The 17,990-nt window shown below is 60.6% G+C and carries 12 protein-coding genes; 2 read left to right on the top strand and 10 right to left on the bottom strand.

Going from position 1 to position 17,990, the window contains the following annotated elements:
• Positions 1-172 precede the first annotated feature (172 nt).
• Positions 173-838, top strand: coding sequence for a DsbA family oxidoreductase (locus tag BI292_RS10425; protein WP_101207822.1), 666 nt, complete (start codon positions 173-175; stop codon positions 836-838).
• Between the two features lie 139 nt (positions 839-977).
• Positions 978-6,206, top strand: a complete 5,229-nt coding sequence (locus BI292_RS10420; protein ID WP_101207821.1) for a dermonecrotic toxin domain-containing protein — start codon at positions 978-980, stop codon at positions 6,204-6,206.
• A gap of 39 nt (positions 6,207-6,245) precedes the next feature.
• On the opposite strand, the gene BI292_RS10415 is transcribed toward BI292_RS10420, so the two are convergent.
• From BI292_RS10415 to glpK, 10 genes are all read right to left on the bottom strand, one after another.
• Positions 6,246-6,575: a GlpM family protein gene (locus tag BI292_RS10415; protein ID WP_178076567.1), complete on the bottom strand. Its 330-nt coding sequence runs from the start codon at positions 6,573-6,575 to the stop codon at positions 6,246-6,248.
• Between the two features lie 8 nt (positions 6,576-6,583).
• Entirely contained in the window at positions 6,584-7,912 is a 1,329-nt protein-coding gene (locus BI292_RS10410; RefSeq protein ID WP_101207820.1) for a sigma-54 dependent transcriptional regulator, read from the bottom strand.
• Positions 7,909-9,810 carry a sensor histidine kinase gene (locus BI292_RS10405; RefSeq protein WP_092278596.1) on the bottom strand — a complete coding sequence of 634 codons (1,902 nt, stop codon included), beginning with the start codon at positions 9,808-9,810 and terminating at the stop codon, positions 7,909-7,911. The genes BI292_RS10410 and BI292_RS10405 overlap by 4 nt, the downstream gene beginning before the upstream one ends.
• A 223-nt stretch (positions 9,811-10,033) precedes the next feature.
• Complete coding sequence (locus BI292_RS10400; RefSeq protein ID WP_092278598.1) at positions 10,034-10,768, bottom strand: amino acid ABC transporter ATP-binding protein; 735 nt, start codon at positions 10,766-10,768, stop codon at positions 10,034-10,036.
• The gene (locus BI292_RS10395; RefSeq protein ID WP_092278600.1) at positions 10,765-11,436 is read right to left on the bottom strand and encodes an amino acid ABC transporter permease; all 672 of its coding nucleotides are present in this window, start codon (positions 11,434-11,436) and stop codon (positions 10,765-10,767) included. Before BI292_RS10395 ends, BI292_RS10400 begins: the two co-directional genes overlap by 4 nt.
• Positions 11,436-12,182 carry an amino acid ABC transporter permease gene (locus BI292_RS10390; RefSeq protein ID WP_092278602.1) on the bottom strand — a complete coding sequence of 249 codons (747 nt, stop codon included), beginning with the start codon at positions 12,180-12,182 and terminating at the stop codon, positions 11,436-11,438. The genes BI292_RS10395 and BI292_RS10390 overlap by 1 nt, the downstream gene beginning before the upstream one ends.
• A 193-nt stretch (positions 12,183-12,375) precedes the next feature.
• Positions 12,376-13,290 carry a glutamate/aspartate ABC transporter substrate-binding protein gene (locus BI292_RS10385; RefSeq protein ID WP_092278604.1) on the bottom strand — a complete coding sequence of 305 codons (915 nt, stop codon included), beginning with the start codon at positions 13,288-13,290 and terminating at the stop codon, positions 12,376-12,378.
• A 434-nt stretch (positions 13,291-13,724) separates the two neighbouring features.
• Positions 13,725-15,263, bottom strand: coding sequence for a glycerol-3-phosphate dehydrogenase (glpD, locus tag BI292_RS10380; protein ID WP_101207819.1), 1,539 nt, complete (start codon positions 15,261-15,263; stop codon positions 13,725-13,727).
• A 312-nt stretch (positions 15,264-15,575) separates the two neighbouring features.
• Positions 15,576-16,331 carry a DeoR/GlpR family transcriptional regulator gene (locus tag BI292_RS10375; RefSeq protein ID WP_007916700.1) on the bottom strand — a complete coding sequence of 252 codons (756 nt, stop codon included), beginning with the start codon at positions 16,329-16,331 and terminating at the stop codon, positions 15,576-15,578.
• Positions 16,332-16,426: 95 nt separating this feature from the next.
• Positions 16,427-17,932 (bottom strand): glycerol kinase GlpK, encoded by a 1,506-nt coding sequence (gene glpK / locus BI292_RS10370; protein WP_101207818.1) that lies wholly within the window; start codon positions 17,930-17,932, stop codon positions 16,427-16,429.
• Positions 17,933-17,990 lie beyond the last annotated feature (58 nt).

Raw genomic sequence — 17,990 nt, 5'->3', positions numbered from 1 at the left:
GCTTGCTCGCGATAGCGGTGCATCAGCCACCATCAACTTTGCAGGTGACGGCCTCTTCGCGAGCAAGCTCTGCTCCTGCGGGTCAGGTGTGAGGGCAGGGGCCGAGTGCACGCTTGCGGTCGTCGGGTGTATGGTTCAGGTTTTGTGGCGCGATGAACCTGCGAGGTACGCGATGAGTAATTCCCTGAAAATCGATTTTGTCAGCGACGTCTCCTGCCCGTGGTGCGTGGTCGGCCTGTACGGCTTGACCCAGGCGCTGGATTTGCTCGGTGACGAGGTGCAGGCCGAGATCCGTTTCCAGCCGTTCGAGCTGAACCCGAACATGGGCCCCGACGGCCAGAACATCACCGAACACATCACTGAAAAGTACGGCTCGACCCCAGAGCAATCGCAGCAGAATCGCGAAATGATCCGCGCCCGTGGCGCCGAGGTCGGGTTTGCCTTTCGCACCGACGGCAACAGCCGCATCTACAACACCTTCGACGCGCATCGCTTGCTTTACTGGGCAGGTCTGGAGGGTTTGCAGTTCAATCTCAAAGAAGCGCTGTTCAAGGCGTATTTCACCGACGGCGGCAACCCGTCCGACCCTGCGCAATTGGCCGCGATTGCTGAAAGTGTCGGGCTGGATCCTCAGCGCGCCGAGCAGATTCTGGCCTCGGATGAATACACCAAGGAAGTAAAAGAAGAAGAGCAACTGTGGCTGTCGCGCGGCGTCAGTTCGGTGCCGACCGTGGTATTCAACGGGCAATACGCAGTCACCGGTGGGCAACCGGTCGAAACGTTTGTCGGGGCGATTCGCCAGATCATCAGCGAAGCCAGGGGCGGCACGGTTAGCTGACCGTCCTCGATTTTTCTGCACATGCGATAACTCTGCACATGCGATAACTATGTACCACCCGGCGTGATCGCCGACGCCTTCTAATGGGCCCGAACAGCGGCGAGGATCGGCCTCGCCGACGACTCGATCAGGCCCATGGATGGACAGACAACCTCACGATCACGCTCCGGTTCGCGACATTCGTTTCGATGCCCTCGACGACCTGCCTCGACGCGATCAGAGCCTTTATCTCGCTGCTGTACGGCGTTGGCAAAACTGCCAGGAAGAATTCGCCGCGCTCATGGCTGACGCGCCTGACTCTGCGCTACGCCAACGCTGGGACGATTGGTGGAACGCGCGCGCACGAGGGACAGCGGTGTCACGCTGGACGCGCGCGATCGAGCTTTTTCGCGCGCATTTTGATGCCGCTGCGCAGACGACCTTCGCCCAAGGTCAGCTCAGTGCCGCGCAACTGCAAACCGCACAGGCGCTGATAAACCCCGCGCAACTCCCGGCGCAGGAGCCACCGCTGATTACCGAGCGACTGGGTGGCGCTCAGGTCTCGCAAGACGCGCAATGGGCTGCGGCACTGGTGATCACCACGGTCAGCGGCCCGCTGCTGTACTTGCCCGCGCGACAACCGGCGCTGCTGGCGTTCGATACGCGGGCAGCGCTGCAAGCGCATTTGGGCCTGGAGCGATTGTCGCAACACACCACCGACTCCATCGCACCCGCGATCATCATTGACAGCCCGCCGGCCGATCCGCTGCTCGAAGCGCTGACACGTTGGCGTTCGCATTGCCTCGAAACGCCGCAAGCGTGGAGTCGCCAGCGGCTCGTACAAGTGCTGTTCGCTGCACCGCCATTGCCCGGCGACTTTGCCGTGACCGATGTCGAAGATGAGGAACGCGCCGTGCCGCTGTTCGGTTCACTGAACGCTGATCTGTCATTGAGCCATCGGCGTAACGCAATCGAGCAGCAACGGTTGGCCATCGAAAGTCTGCTCGATGATGAACAAGGCGTAGCGCAACCGGAGCGGCTCGCGCAGCTGAAACGCTGCCTCGACGCGCTCGACAGCGCTGAAGAAAACGCCCGGTCGGCGGCCAAGGCGTTGCTCGACCGCCGCCCGGCATTGCGTTTGCTCGAATTGCGCCAGCGGCCGAACGCCGATTACGACGCGTTGCACCTTGCCCGTTTGGCTGGGTTGCGCGCCGAGGCTGACGTGCAGCGTTTGTTACAGCAAATCAGCGAGGTTGAGCAGGCGTGGCTGCAAGCGGTGCTGGACAATCCCAAACGCGCCGACCGCAACCAGGCAGTCATGGTCGCCCGTTTGAGCCTTGTATCGAGTCCGACGCTTAGCACCACGCTCGACGGGCCACTGGTCATCACCTCTGAAACCGCGGGCAACGCGTTGTTGCTCTACTGGCCCGGCAGCGCTGGCGGCTTGCAGCGTTTTGCCTCGTTGCAGGCGCTGGAACACGCGGTGTTCAAACTCGGGGCCATCGACAGCGAATGGTCGTTGCAACTCTCGCCGCTGTCCGGCGATCCCTTTGAATACAGTCTGCAAAATCAGCTGTACGCCTGCGAACAGCGGGTCGCGAAGGTGTTGACCGACAATCCGCTGCCCTCGCATGAGCAGCCGCGTCGCGTCGAACTGGAAAAATGCCTGCTGGAAACCCTCGACAGTCTTGGCTTGCCAGTACATCAGGCGCGCGAGCAGGCTTACCTGGATGTCCTCGAACAGCAGCAGACGCACGCGCTGGCCGGGCATTTGCCGCAGTGGTTGAGCCAGGCGTCACCGGTCCGGCGCGCCAGCCTGAAGACGGCGGTCATGGCGTTCATCGACGCGATGAAAAACTCGCACGCGCTGCTTGAGCGTGACCTGCCGCATCGCGATGATTTCGCCCGCAAGCGAGTCGAGGAACGCCTGCGCAAAGACTTCTCGCTCAAACAGGGATTCAGCATCACGCTGGACCTGCCGGACTCGACGAGCTGGCAGAAAACGCTCGTCGAAGGCGCCGCGCCGGGCACACCACAACGCAATGTGCTGACCGCCAGCAGCCAGCGCAGCACGCTGTCGATCGCGCAATTGGCGCCGGGCAATATCGATCAGCCGTTGTGGTTGCGCATGACCTTCATGAAGGTCGAGGTGATCGCCGATTCGGCCACTGAGCGCGAAGCACTGCTGCAGGGTGTGACCTTGCCGTACCTGCGCCAGTTAATCACTGACCTGGATTTGGCCGGGCACTATGAAGGGCTGATTTACCGTGCCTTCATGGGCTCGACCTCCGCCACCGCATTCGCCAACGAGCACCGTCGCGAATGCCTGACCGAGCCGTTCCGCCAGATGCTGAAAATGCGCGGTGACTCGGCGCTGCTGCAACAGCAGATTCAGGAGGATGGCTGGAAAATTCTCAACACGGCAATCGATGCCGATACGGCCCAGGCGTTCGCCGCCAATGGCCAGCGCATTATCTTGCGGCCGGTGAATCTGACTGTCGGCGGGCCCGACACCGACGACGGCCCGAGCAGTTTGTCGGGGCTGACGTTTATTGAAGAACAAGTCAGCGGGACAACGTTGCTGTACTTGCCGGACAGCCCTGACGGTCAGTTCTTCCACCAGCGAGCCACGCTTGAATCGGCCCGCGAACTGCTGTTCAACCTGTGCCTGCGTCCGGTGATGGTCGACTACCTCGCGGGCCGCGCCTTGAAGGGTGATGTTGCCCACCACGTCAGCCGGATCAATCAGGCGCGCAGGGGCAATTTTGATGCCTTGATCGGTGCCGGCACCGCGTGGCCGGCGACTACTTCGCTGGCTGCGCATTTGCTCAACGCGCACATGGGCCGTTTGATCGAAGCGCACCGGGCGAGCTCGCGTTCCAACCTCGCTCTGGCGCTGGAGCGTTACGCCTTGCAGGGCGGGGCGCTGTTCAACTACCTGAAAATGGCCCTCGGCATGCTGCCGTTTGTGGGCAGCGCCGTCGCGCTGTACGACGCCTGGGACAGCGCCAACCTCGCCGCGGCGGCGTTCTTGCGCGGCGAAGCGGGGCATGGGCTGACGCAACTGGAATCGGTGTTGTTGTCGCTGATCGATGCCGCGATGGACATCCTTCCCGGCGCGTCGTCCAGTCCGGGCGTGGCGCGTGCTTTGACTCGCCAGCGCCAGGTCAAGGCGTTGCTCACAGGCACTGTGGGATGGCAGCGTTCGTCGATGCGCAAAGTGAAGTCTCGCCTCGACCGGTTTGCCGGTTATGAGTACGAAGGCGCGGTGTCGCTGGAAGGCCTGCAACCGCACAGCGACGGCCTGTATCGCAACGTTTATCGGCATGCCTCGGGGGATTTCATTCTGCGCGAGGGGCGGATTTATCAGGTGCGACTGGTGGACCGGACGATGCGGTTGTCCGGCACGCGCGCTCGGGCTTATCAACAGGCGATTGCGCTGGACGAGGCGGGGCAGTGGGATACACGTTTTGCGCTGCACGGCACGCTGGCTGGGGACGGTCTGGCCGGTGGCGGCAATCTGCTCGGGCATCTGGCCGATGGGCTCGAGCCGTTTTGGCCCGCCGTAATTCGTCGCTGGTTGCCGCGCTGGCTGACCGATCGCGCAGTTGAGCATCAGCGCCGATTGGGTCGCACGATTGACGCCCTGTCGCGGCAACTCGACGTGCAGCATCGCCGAGGCAACGCGGCCCTCGGCGAATATCAGAACGCCGATGCCGCTACGCGCCGGGCAACCGTGGACGCGGTGGATGGCAAATGTGCCTACGACATCGAGCTGGCTACGCAACGTTATGAGCATGCCAGCCAGATGCTTTCCGTGAGCCACGGCAACCGGCGCCAGAATACGTTGGAGGTGATGAGCCAGTCGGCATTGGTGGTGGTCGAGCGCAATCTGCACCGCAGCGGCCTGGCGAGGGATCGTTGTCTGGATTACCTGAGCGACATCGGCGCGCTCAACAGTCAGATGCTCGGTTTGCCGGCGGGCAGTATCCGGGTTGCCTTGCGACTTGCCCGGCAAATGAACCAGATACGCACGAGGCTGATCGAGGAGCTGCGCAGCATCGACACGATCGTGGCGAACATCGAGGTGTGGCGCCAACGCATCAAGACGCGCTCGGACAAGGCTTACGTGGGCCAGGAGCTGGATAAGGCTAACGTTTCCCTGTCCGATAACAATCGCGATTACCTCAAGGCGCTTAATTATTTGCCGATGCTGACGCGCTACGATCGGGTATTTGATTCGTCGTGGATCTACCTGCATCGACGCGTGGCGCGCGCGCGGGCCAAGGTGTATGACGCGCTGCATACACAACAGGATTTGCCGGATGTGATTGCCAATGTGCACCGGCGTAATCAGGTACTCAGCGAGTGCATCGAGGCCTACGACGAGTTCAGTCGTGACCTGATCGTCTGGTCGACGGGTTACGGGCAACACTTCGATAGGCCCTGGATTGCGCCGATGCTGGAACAACTGACACGCATGAGCAACCACGCGCGCCACGGGATCAAGAACGGCATCAAGCAATCGGCAAATGCCCGGAACAGCGGCAAGGAAATTTTCGAAACCGATGGCAATCGCCTGATGGTCGGTGAGAAACAGGTCGACCCGCTGACCCGCCAGACGAGCTTTGCCACCAGCGGCGAAGACGGCCGCGTTGAACACTGGCTACCCGCCAGTGCGGGTAAATATCAGCGTCAGTTGCCACCGCAACCGTTGCAGCCAGACGTCATCATCGACCGCCAGTCGCTATTGAGCGAAGCCCGTCAGCGTTTGGCGGCGCAGGCCGACTATCGCAGGAAGGTCGACGGTTATGCGCGCCAAAACATGTCGCCCGCCGACCTTGATCACATGATGACCAGTGAAGCGGCTGAATTGCGCGTGCGCGCGCGACGCGTTGACCGCGTTGCGGCGCACGATCCGCTGATCGCCCAACTGCATGCCAAGGCAGATGAATTGGTCAAGATCGGGCGTGATTTGCGTATCGAAAAAATGCTCGCCAGCACGACACCGACCGAAGGCTACCTGCATGAGCTGCACGAGTTGGCACCTGCGGGGCAACCGCTGATAAAAATACGCAAGGTCGGCACGCTGGTGGAGCAAGGCAGGCGCGCCGATGGACGCCTGGATTTCCTTCAGGAGTTCGAAGTGCTCAACCTGACCGTCGATCCGCCGCAACCTTTGTGGTACGCGCATTTTCATTTCAGTTCGGCCAAACCGCTGTTCAATCGCTTCGACAAGGCGCACCTGAAAACACCTGATCAGCGCGATCTGGGTCTGAAGTGGCAACAAAAACAGGCCAGCAGTGGCGCGGCGGTCGACCCGATCTGGCGCGGTCCGATCGGCAAACCGTTCGCAGAGCTGTATTTCGAACCGCTGTTCCAGACCTGAGGCAAAACGCGGCTGTCCAGCTCAGTTGCTCAGCTCAGCTCAGCTGTGCAGCCGCACCCACACCGACACCAGCACGCTGGCAGCGATCAACCACGCCAGCGCCGCCACCGCCAGTGACGCCTCCAGGCGCAAACGGTCGACCATCACGTACAACGTCGCGAGGTAGATGAAGTACGGGATGATCGACCACATGCCAAACACAATGGTGGTCTTCAAGTCGTCCAGCGAACGGCCCTTGCCGACGATGTAATGGGCGATCAGGGCGAAGGTCGGAAACAGTGGCACCAGCCCGGCGATGTAATAGTTTTTGGTCTTCGCCAGCGCGGCGAGGATCAACACCACCGCCGCGCCCAGCGCTGCTTTCAGAATCAGGTCCATCAGTGGCTCAGCCCGTATTTTTTGACTTTATCGAACAGCGTGGTCTTGGCCATGCCGAGTTCCAGGCTGGCCTGGGTCAGGTTGCCGCCGCTGCGTTGCAGCGCGTCGTTGAGCAAGTTGCGCTCAAACGCTTCCACCGCTTCGGCGAACGCCAAGCCGTGGTTGCTGCCACTCGCGCCGGACTTCTTGAAGGCCGGCAGGCCGAGGGCAAACCGTTCGGCGACGTTGCGCAGTTCCCGGACGTTGCCCGGCCAATCGTGGCTCATCAGGTTGGACACGGTCTGGTTGTCGAGCTCCGGCACGGCGCGGTCGAAGCGCAGCGATGACTGCTGCAAGAAGTGCTCGAACAGTTGCAGGATGTCTTCACGGCGTTCGCGCAGCGGTGGCAATTCCAGGGTGACGACGTTGAGGCGGTAATACAGGTCGCTGCGGAATTGGCCTTTTTTGCTCGACTCATCCAGATCGGATTTGGTCGCGGCAATCACCCGGCAATCCACCGCAACGCTCTGGTTCGAACCCAGCCGTTCGAGGGTGCGTTCCTGCAACACGCGCAGCAATTTGATCTGCAACGGCAACGGCATGCTTTCCACTTCATCGAGAAACAGCGTGCCGCCGTCGGCGTGCTCGATCTTGCCGATCCGCCGTTTGCCGGCGCCGGTGAAGGCGTTGGCCTCGTGGCCGAAGATTTCACTTTCGAAGAGGTTTTCCGGCAGGCCGCCGCAGTTCAGCGCGACGAATTGATGGGTGTGGCGACGGCTGAAATCGTGCAGGCAACGCGCGACCAGTTCCTTGCCGGTGCCGGTTTCACCCTCGATCAACACGTTGGCTGAAGTGTCGGCGACGTTGGCGATCAGTTCGCGCAGGTTTTGCATGGCCGGCGAACGGCCGATGATGCGCCCTTCAAGCGAATCGCGTTCGGCCAATTGCCGGCGCAGCGACGAGACTTCGCGGGCGAGGCTGCGTTGCTCCAGCGCGCGGCGCGCGACGTCGACCAGGCGTTCCGGGGAGAACGGTTTCTCCATGAAATCGTAAGCGCCTTTTTGCATCGCGCCGACCGCCATCGAGATGTCGCCGTGGCCGGTAATCAGCACCACGGGCAGGCTGCGGTCGCGCGCCTTGAGGCGGGTCAGCAGTTCGAGGCCATCGATGCCCGGCAGGCGAATGTCGCTGATGACGATGCCGGCAAAATTGTCGCCGACTCGCTCCAGGGCTTCTTCGGCGCTGCCGACGCCGACGCAGGGAATGTCTTCGAGCGTCAGCGCCTGTTGGCAGCCGAGCAGCACATGGGGGTCGTCTTCGACGATCAGCACACTAAGGTCGTGGTTCATATTGGCTCGGCGGGAGTGGGGCTTACCAACGGTAAACTGAGGACGAAAGTGGTACCACCGCTGGCCGGGTGTTCGACACCCAAATGGCCGCCGGTGGCCGCCGCGAGGCTGGCGGACAGCGTCAGGCCGAGGCCCAGGCCCTGCTCGCCGGGTTTGGTGGTGAAAAACGGTTCGAACAGATGCTTGCGCGCTTCGGCGTCGATGCCGTGCCCGTTGTCGCGCACCCGCAGGCGATATTTGCCGTCGTGCTCTTCGCCCTCCAGCCACAGCGCGGGCAGCGGTTGCGATTGCATGGCGTCGAGCGCATTGCCGATCAGGTTGACGAGGATTTGCTCGAGCCGGGTCTGGTCGATCTGCACTTGCACGTCGTTGAAGTCGCGGTGCAATTGCAGGTGTGCGCTTTCCATCCGGCTGCCGAGCAATTGCAACGCGGCCTCGACCGCTTTGCCGAGGCTGGCCTGACCCTTGTCGTCGCCACGCCGGGCGAAGGAGCGCAAGCTGGCGGTGATCCGGCCCATGCGGTCGATCAGTTCGTTGATGGTTTTCAGGTTGGTACTGGCGACGTCGAGTTGCCCGCGTTCGAGAAAGCGCACGGTATTGCCGGACAAGGTCCGCAGCGCCGCCAGTGGCTGGTTCAATTCGTGGGCAATGCTGGTCGACATCTGCCCGATGGCCGCCAGTTTACCGGCCTGGACCAGTTCATCCTGCGCGCGGCGCAAGGTTTCTTCGGCCTGGCGCCGTTCGCGGATCTGGCCCTTGAGCCGATCGTTGCTGGCGCGCAGGTCTGTGGTGCGTTCGGTAATCCGACGTTCCAATTGATTGTTGGCTTCCTGCAAGGCTTCGCGGGCGGCGAGGCGGGTGGCAATCACCTTGCGTCGCTCGTTCCAGGCGATCAGCAAAAACGCCACCAGGGCAAACGCCACCGCCACCAGAATCCCCTGATTGATCGCTTCACGGCGCAAATCCGCGAGCGGCGTGAGCAGGGTGAAATTCCACGGCGTGTCGCTCAATGGCCGGGTCTGCGCGAGGTAAGTGATTTCCTGTTCGTCGGAGGCCAGTTCGCTGTTGGCCGGGAAGGTCAGTTTCTCCACGCCTTCGGCCAGGGTTTCGCGGGCCAGCGGTTGCAGTTCGTTGAGCGGGAACCAGTAATACTGCAGGCTGCGGGCGAGTTTTTCCTTGGTCTCGTCGCTCAGCGGTACCACCGATTTGAGGCGTCGCGCCGGGTCGCTGGAGAGAATAATGATGCCGTTTTCGTCGCTGACAAATGCTTCAAGGCGCGCGCGCTGCCAGCGTTCTTCCATGGCTTCGAGGCGGACTTTGACCACGGCGACGCCGATGATCTTGCCGTGTTCTTCGAGGCCGTGGGCCAGGTAGTAACCGGGTTCGCCGTTGGTGCTGCCGATGCCGTAGAAACGCCCCGGCTGACCGCGCACGGCGTTCTGGAAATAAGCGCGGAAGGACAGGTCTTCACCGAGGTAACTGTCGACATCGCGCCAGTTGCTGGTGGCCAGCACGCGGCCGGTGGTGTCCATCACGTAGATGGCCCGACTGCGGCTGCGCCGGTTCAGGCCTTCAAGGTATTCGTTGACCGTTTGCCGGGTTTCCGGCGACGGCTCGTCGAGCAATTTGGAAACGCCGGATTCCAGTTCGAGCAGGCTCGGCAGGTAGGTGTATTTGCTGATCTCGCTCTCGACGGCGCGGGCGTGCAGTTCGAGCTGACGCTGGCCATTCTCGCTGAGGCTGCGAATCCCGTAGTGTTCGCTGATCCAGAAGCCGATGTAGCCCAAACCGATCATCAGGGCGATGACCAGCGGCGGCAGGAACAAGTGACGGATCAGACGGGGTTTCACGGCGAGTGATGGCGGCGCGGCGCGATAGAGAGTGGGGTCGCATTTCATCACAGATGCCTTGGGTCAACCACAACACTTGCTTGTGAATCGCCGCAGTCCCTTGTGGGAGCGGGCATGTGGCGAGGGGGCTTGCCCTCGTAGGGTCGCGAAGCGGCCCCGGCTCTTCAAAGTCAAATCGCATTCAATGGGGATGCGACTGCTTCGCAGCCGAACGGGGGCAAGCCCCCTCGCCACACAAGCCCGCTCCCACAGGTGGGGAGCGGTGCCTTCCTTAGTGCTGCAAAATCTTCTCGAGGAAATGCTGCGCACGTTCGGAGCGGGCGCTGATGTCGCCGAAGAACTCCTCTTTCGGGCAGTCTTCGATGATCTTGCCCTGGTCCATGAAGATCACGCGGTCGGCCACTTTACGGGCGAAGCCCATTTCGTGGGTTACGCACATCATGGTCATGCCTTCGTGGGCCAGTTGCACCATTACATCGAGCACTTCGTTGACCATTTCCGGGTCGAGCGCCGAGGTCGGTTCGTCGAACAGCATGACGATCGGGTCCATCGCCAGCGCACGGGCAATCGCCACGCGCTGTTGCTGGCCACCGGAGAGCTGGCCGGGATGCTTGTGAGCGTGCGCCGACAAGCCGACGCGCTCGAGCAATTGCAGGCCTTTCTTGGTGGCCTCTTCCTTGCTGCGGCCCAACACCTTGATCTGCGCGATGGTCAGGTTTTCGGTGATCGACAGGTGCGGGAACAGCTCGAAATGCTGGAACACCATGCCCACGCGCGAACGCAGTTTCGGCAAATCGGTCTTCGGGTCGGCGATGGACGTGCCATCGACAACCACGTCACCTTTCTGGAACGGTTCCAGGGCGTTGACGCATTTGATCAGGGTCGATTTGCCCGAGCCGGACGGCCCGCACACCACGATCACTTCGCCTTTTTTGACCTCGGTGCTGCAATCAGTCAGCACCTGGAAGTCGCCATACCACTTGTTGATGTTCTTGATAGAGATCATACGGCAAACCTTTTTTGCAGACGCTTGACCAGCAGCGAGGCGGCAAAGCTGATTATGAAGTACGTGAGACCTGCGAAAATCAGGAACTCATTGGAGCGACCGATGATGTCGCCACTGGCGCGCGAAGCATTGAGGAAGTCCACCAGACCGACTGCGTACACCAGCGAGGTGTCCTGAAACAGGATGATGCTCTGTTGCAGCAGCAGCGGGGTCATCTTGCGGAACGCTTGCGGCAGGATGATCAAACGCATCATCTGGCCGTAAGTCATGCCCAAAGCCTGGGCGGCGCCCATCTGGCCTTTGGAGATCGATTGCACCCCAGCCCGGACGATTTCGCAGAAGTACGCGGCTTCGAACATCATGAATGCAACGATGCAGGAAGCGAATGCGCCAATCGGCGTGTCTTCACCGGTGATCCAGCGCAGCACGAACGGCACCGCCAGGTAGAACCAGGTGATGACCAGCAGCAACGGAATCGAGCGGAAATAGTTGACGTACGCGCCGGCCAAGTTCGACAGCAGCTTGTTATGCGACAAGCGCATCAGCGCCAGAATCGTGCCGAGGATGATCCCGCCGACGACGCCCAGCGCCATCAGTTGCAGGGTCATGACCATGCCATTCCACAGACCCGGCAGGGAAGGGATGATGCCCGAGAAGTCGAATTCCATCATTTACCCCCTAGCGAGATCAGGCCCGGCACGGCGACTTTCTTCTCGACCAGACGCATCAGCAGCATCAGGCTCATGTTCAGCGTGAAGTAGATCAGCGTGGCCAGGGTGAAAGCTTCGAACAGGTTGGCGGAGAACTCGGCGGTCTGTTTGGTCTGCGCAAGCAGTTCCATCAGGCCGATCAGCGAGGCTACCGACGAGTTCTTGAACACGTTGAGAAATTCCGAGGTAAGCGGCGGAATAATGATGCGGTAAGCCTGGGGCAGCAGCACATTCCAGTAGATCTGCGGCAGCTTGAAACCCATCGCGCGAGCGGCGGATTCCTGGCCGCGCGGCAGTGCCTGGATGCCAGTGCGCACTTGTTCGCAAACGCGAGCGGCGGTGAACAAGCCCAGGCACACGACAACGCTCAGGTAAGCCGAGGTAGTCGGGTTGAGGTCTTGTTTGTACCAGTCCTGCAAGTCTTGCGGCAGCAGGTCCGGCACCAGGAAGTACCAGATGAACAGCTGAACCAGCAGCGGCACGTTACGAAAGAGTTCGACGTAGCAGGTCGCAATGCCGGCAACGACGCGGTTTGGCACGGTACGCATGACGCCCAGGATCGAGCCCAGCGTCAGCGCGATAATCCAGGCTACGACGGCGATGGCGATGGTCCAGCCCAGGCCGGAAATGAACCAGTCGAGATAGGTCTCGCTGCCCACGCCGGTGGACTTGAAGAACACGCCCCAGTCCCATGTGTAATTCATCAGGGTCTCCCCTCGGATCGATCAGTATGCAAATGCCCGCCTGGGGAAGCTCCGTTCCCGCCTGATCGTGAAGATCAGGCACACGCGATCGGCTCGACAGCCACCGGTTCGAGTGTTTCCAGAATATACCAGCAGGGAGTGACTACCTCCTGAAAGGGTCGCGGCCCTCTCAGGAGATAAGATTAGTCAGAAATCAGGACTTCTTGTCGTCAGCCGCTTTATCGGTCGGATTGGCGATCAGGGCCTTGAGCTCGTCGCTCATCGGGAAGTTCAGGTTCAAGCCTTTAGGCGGGATTGGCGCCATGAACCATTTGTCGTAGATCTTGTTGATCTCGCCCGACTTGTAGGTCGCCACGATGGCGTCGTCTACAGCCTTCTTGAACGGTGCATCACCCTTGCGCACCATGCAGCCGTAGATCTCGTAGGACTGCGGATCACCGGTCACTTCCCAGTCGGTGGCCTTCTTGGCTTTGGCGGCTTCACCGGCCAGAAGGGCGTCGTCCATCATGAACGCCACAGCGCGCCCCGATTCCAGCATCTGGAAGGACTCGCCATGGTCTTTGGCGGAGATAACGTTCATGCCCATCTGCTTGTCGGCGTTCATCGACTTGAGGATGCGCTCGGACGTGGTGCCAGCGGTGGTCACGACGTTCTTGCCTTTCAGATCATCGAAGTTCTTGTACTTCGAGTCTTTCTTGGACAGCAGACGGGTGCCGATTTCGAAGATGCCGACGGAGAAGTCAACTTGCTGCTGACGCTCGACGTTGTTGGTGGTGGAGCCGCACTCGACGTCCACGGTACCGTTTTGCACCAGCGGAATACGGGTTTGCGAGGTGACCAGGTTGTATTTGACCTGGAGGTTTGGCAGGTCGAGGTCTTTCTTGATGGCTTCGACGATTTTCAGCTGGATATCGTGGGAGTAGCCAACTGGCTTGCCGGAAGCATCCGCGATATAGGAAAACGGAATGGAAGCGTCGCGATGCCCGAGGGTGATGACGCCGGACTCTTTGATCTTCTTCAGTGTGCCGGTGAGCTCGGCAGCGAAAACTGGAGTGCTAATCAGAGCGGCAGCAATGGCTGCGCCCAGGATATGGGGAACGATGCGCATCAAATTTTCCTCGACATTGTTTTTTTTATGGAGCCAGTTCGTCGGCCCTTTTGTGCTTCGATCGCAGGGCGGCGCCTGAAAGGTCGCTCGCCAATACGTTCGTCCAAGAGTGTAGAGCATGACTCGTGCCAGACCAGTCGCCGCAGATCAAAGTGTTGATTTATAAGGCTATTAAGTTTTCGTGACGGAGAATTTGTTACAAGGTTATCCGGTAATCCGAATTGACTGCCAAGTCGCGTTCGGAAAACCGAATGCCACGAGTATCTGTAGGAGCAAGGCTTGCCCGCGATGGCGGTGTATCAGTCAAAACAACCATTTCTGTGAAGACGCCATCGCGGGCAAGCCTTGCTCCCACAGGGGCGATGGTGATCCGCGGAATGCAAAAAGCCCCCGAACCTCACGATTCAGGGGCTTTGCTTTAACCGGTTACCCGATCAGGCCGCTTCGATCTTGCTGCGGTTCTGTTCGACCTTGCTCAGGTAATCAGCCAGTTTCTGCTGCTCATCCGGGGTGGTGAACAAGCCGAGTTTGCTGCGACGCCAGAGGATGTCGTGGGCGGTGGTGGCCCATTCTTCACTGCACAGGTAATCGACTTCGCGAGTGTAGAGACCGCCGCCGATGTGCTCGCCCAAGTCATTCAGGCTCTGCACACCTTCGAGCATGCGCCAGGTGCGGCTGCCGTAAGTGGTGGCCCAGCGGCGCGCGATTTCGGTTGGCACCCAGTCGAACTGGTCGCGGATTTTCGCGGCCAGCGCTTGCGGGGTGGTCATGTCTTCGCCGCCGGGCAGGGTCGCTTTGGCGGTCCAGCTCGGTTTGATGTGCGAGAAGTACGGCGCCAGTTGCGCCATCGCCGATTCCGCCAACTTGCGGTAGGTCGTCAGCTTGCCGCCGAACACCGACAGCAGCGGCGCTTCTTCGCCAGTGCCGGACAACGCCAGCGTGTAGTCGCGGGTCACGGCCGAAGGGTTATCGGACTCGTCATTGCACAGCGGACGCACGCCGGAATAGCTGTGCAGAATGTCATCGCGGCTGACTTGCTTCTTGAAGTGCGCATTGACCACTTTCAACAGGTAATCGGTTTCACCCTCGGTGATCGCCACGGCAGCCGGGTCACCGGTGTACTCGCGGTCGGTGGTGCCGATCAGGGTGAAGTGGTTCAGGTACGGAATGGTGAAGACGATGCGCTGATCTTCGTTTTGCAGAATGTGCGCGTGTTCGCCCTCGTACAGTTTCGGCACGATCAGGTGGCTGCCCTGAATCAAGCGGATGCCGTACGGCGATTCCATTTTCAGGTCGTCACGAATGAACTTGGCAACCCAAGGACCGGCGGCGTTCACCAGCGCTTTGGCGCGAATCGAAAACAGGCTGCCGTCGGCGCGTTCCAGGTGCAGGTGCCACAGGCCTTTGGTGCGTCGGGCGCTGACGCAACGGGTCTGGGTGTGAACGTGCGCGCCTTTTTCGCGGGCGGCCATGGCGTTCAGTACTACGAGGCGGGCGTCGTCGACCCAGCAATCGGAGTATTCGAAGCCTTTGGTGATTTCGCTTTTCAGCGGGCTGTCCGGGCCGAACTTCAGGCTTTTCGAGCCTTCGAGTTTTTCCCGTTTGCCAAGGTTGTCATACAGGAACAGACCAGCGCGGATCATCCACGCCGGACGCAGGTGCGGCCGATGCGGCAGCACGAAGCGCATCTGCTTGACGATGTGCGGGGCTTTGGCCAACAACACTTCGCGCTCGGCGAGGGCTTCACGCACCAGACGGAATTCGTAATGTTCGAGGTAGCGCAGGCCACCGTGGATCAGCTTGCTGCTGGCCGACGAGGTGTGGCTGGCCAAGTCGTCTTTTTCACAAAGGAACACCGAAAGACCGCGACCGGCGGCATCCGCTGCGATCCCCACGCCATTGATCCCACCACCGATGACGGCGATATCGTAGACCTCGGCGAGAGGGGGCGTAGGCAAGGTAGAAGTGGGCATCGGCTGGCCTCGGGCTTTTTATGATTTTCGATATTGGAATTCGAACATTAATGTTCATTTTCGAAAATGGTAGCCCATAAAGCCGCGCACAGCCAGTCGACTTCGATTGAAAATACTGATCGAAGGGCTGAGAAAGGAAAATTTACGAACATTTAGACGTGGTTTTGTGGCGAGGGGGCTTGCCCCCGTTCGACTGCGCAGCAGTCGCAGAGCGGGTTGCGATGTTTGACTGAGGGATTGGCTGTGAATGGTTTTGGGACCGCTTCGCGGCCCAACGGGGGCAAGCCCCCTCGCCACAAGGGGTCGATGTGCTTACACGACTTCCAGCCGAATCTTGTGCTGACTCAACAACTGCGCCAGCGCCGGAACAGGCTGCTGATCCGTCACCAGACAATCGATCAAGCTGATCGGCCCGAGGCGAATCATGGCGTTGCGCCCGAATTTGCTCGAGTCCGCCGCCAGAATCACCTGGCGTGCATTGGCGATGATCGCTTGCGAAACGCGCACTTCCTGATAATCGAAGTCCAGCAAACTGCCGTCTTCATCGATCCCGCTGATGCCGACCAGGGCGAAATCCACCTTGAACTGGTTGATGAAATCGACACTCGCCTGACCGACCACGCCGCCGTCGCGCCGCACATTGCCGCCCGTCAGCAGGACATCGAAGTCGTCCTTGGCGCTGAGCATGGAAGCCACGTGCAGGTTGTTGGTGATGATCTTCAGGTGATTGTGATTGAGCAGCGCCCGGGCAATCGATTCGGTGGTGGTGCCGATATTGATGAACAGCGAGGCGTGGTCGGGAATCTGTGCGGCAATGGCTTCACCGATACGCTGCTTTTCATCGCGCATCTGGTCGGCGCGCATGGCGTAAGCGGTGTTTTCGACACTGGAATCGTAGGCAGCGCCGCCGTGGTAGCGACGCAGCAAATTGGCTTCCGCGAGTTGATTGATGTCGCGGCGAATGGTTTGCGGTGTAACGACGAACAGCGTGGCCATTTCCTCGATGCTCACGTAGCCGCGTTCGCGGACCAGCTCGAGGATTTGTTGCTGACGGGGAGGCAGATTCATGGGGCTTCCTTTGGGCTGCCGTGCAAAATTTGCCCATGATGCCGCACGAATCCACTCCCTGCCAGTTACATACCGATACGAGTCCTCAGCTTGGCTTATTCAGCGCCTTCGTGCGGTTCCCAATCGCGCGTGCGGCTGACCGCTTTCTTCCAGCCGGCGTAGAGTTTTTCCTTGGCGCTTTCGTCCAGTGCCGGTTCGAATTCACGCTCGATCACAGCCTTGCCACGCAACTCGTCGAGGCTGCCCCAGAAGCCGCATGCCAGGCCGGCCAGGTAGGCGGCGCCGAGTGCGGTGGTTTCGCGCATTTGCGGACGCTCGACCTGAGTGCCGAGGATGTCGGCCTGGAACTGCATCAAGAAGTTGTTGGCCACTGCGCCGCCGTCCACGCGCAGGGATTTCAGGCGTTCGCCGGAGTCCTGCTGCATGGCGTCGAGGACGTCGCGGGTCTGGTAAGCGATCGATTCCAGCGCGGCGCGGATGATGTGATCAACGCGCACGCCGCGGGTCAGACCGAACAACGCGCCACGGGCATACGGGTCCCAGTACGGCGCGCCCAGACCGGTAAACGCCGGCACCAGGTACACGCCGTTGCTGTCCTTGACCTTGCTGGCGAAGTATTCAGTGTCGTGCGCGTCGTTGATGATTTTCAGTTCGTCACGCAGCCACTGCACGGTCGAACCGCCGTTGAACACTGCGCCTTCCAGTGCGTAGGCCACTTCGCCTTTCGGCCCGCAAGCGATGGTGGTGAGCATGCCGTGCTGGGATTTCACCGCTTTGCCGCCGGTGTTCATCAGCAGGAAGCAACCGGTGCCGTAGGTGTTTTTCGCCTGGCCGGGCTCGACGCACATCTGGCCGAACAGGGCAGCCTGTTGGTCACCGGCGATGCCGCCAATGGCGATCCCGCTTTTGGTGTGGCCGTAGATTTCCGAGGAAGACTTAACTTGCGGGAGCATCTCGCGCGGGATGTCGAGGATCTCCAGCATCTTCGCGTCCCACTCCAGCGAGTGGATGTTGAAGAGCATGGTGCGCGAGGCGTTGGTGTAGTCGGTGACGTGGACTTTGCCGCCGGTAAATTTCCAGATCAGCCAGCTGTCGATGGTGCCGAACAGCAGTTCGCCGTTGCGCGCACGCTCGCGGCTGCCTTCGACGTTGTCGAGGATCCACTTGAGTTTGGTGCCGGAGAAATACGGGTCGGTGACCAGGCCGGTGGTTTCGCTGATGTATTGCTCGTGGCCATCGCGCTTGAGCTGCTGGCAGATCTCGGTGCTGCGGCGGCACTGCCAGACAATCGCGTTGTAGATCGGGCGGCCGGTGGTCTTGTCCCAGACCACGGTGGTTTCACGCTGGTTGGTGATGCCGATGGCGGCGACCTGATCGTGATGCAGGCCGGCTTGCGCCAGGGCCTCGACCATCACGGCGCTTTGCGTCGCGAAGATTTCCATCGGGTCATGTTCGACCCAACCGGCTTGCGGGTAATGCTGAACGAATTCGCGCTGCGCGGTGCAGACCACGTTCGCGTCGCGATCGAAAATGATCGCGCGGGAGCTGGTCGTACCCTGATCAAGGGCAATGATGTAGTTCTTATTCTGAATATCGGTCATGTCGATTGCCTTGGACGAAAAAGAAGTGAGGTCAGGCGCGCGATCAAATGGGCAGGAT

Source organism: Pseudomonas sp. 43NM1 (assembly GCF_002836905.1).
GTDB classification, from domain to species: domain Bacteria; phylum Pseudomonadota; class Gammaproteobacteria; order Pseudomonadales; family Pseudomonadaceae; genus Aquipseudomonas; species Aquipseudomonas prosekii.
This window is presented reverse-complemented; position numbering and strand designations above follow the sequence as displayed.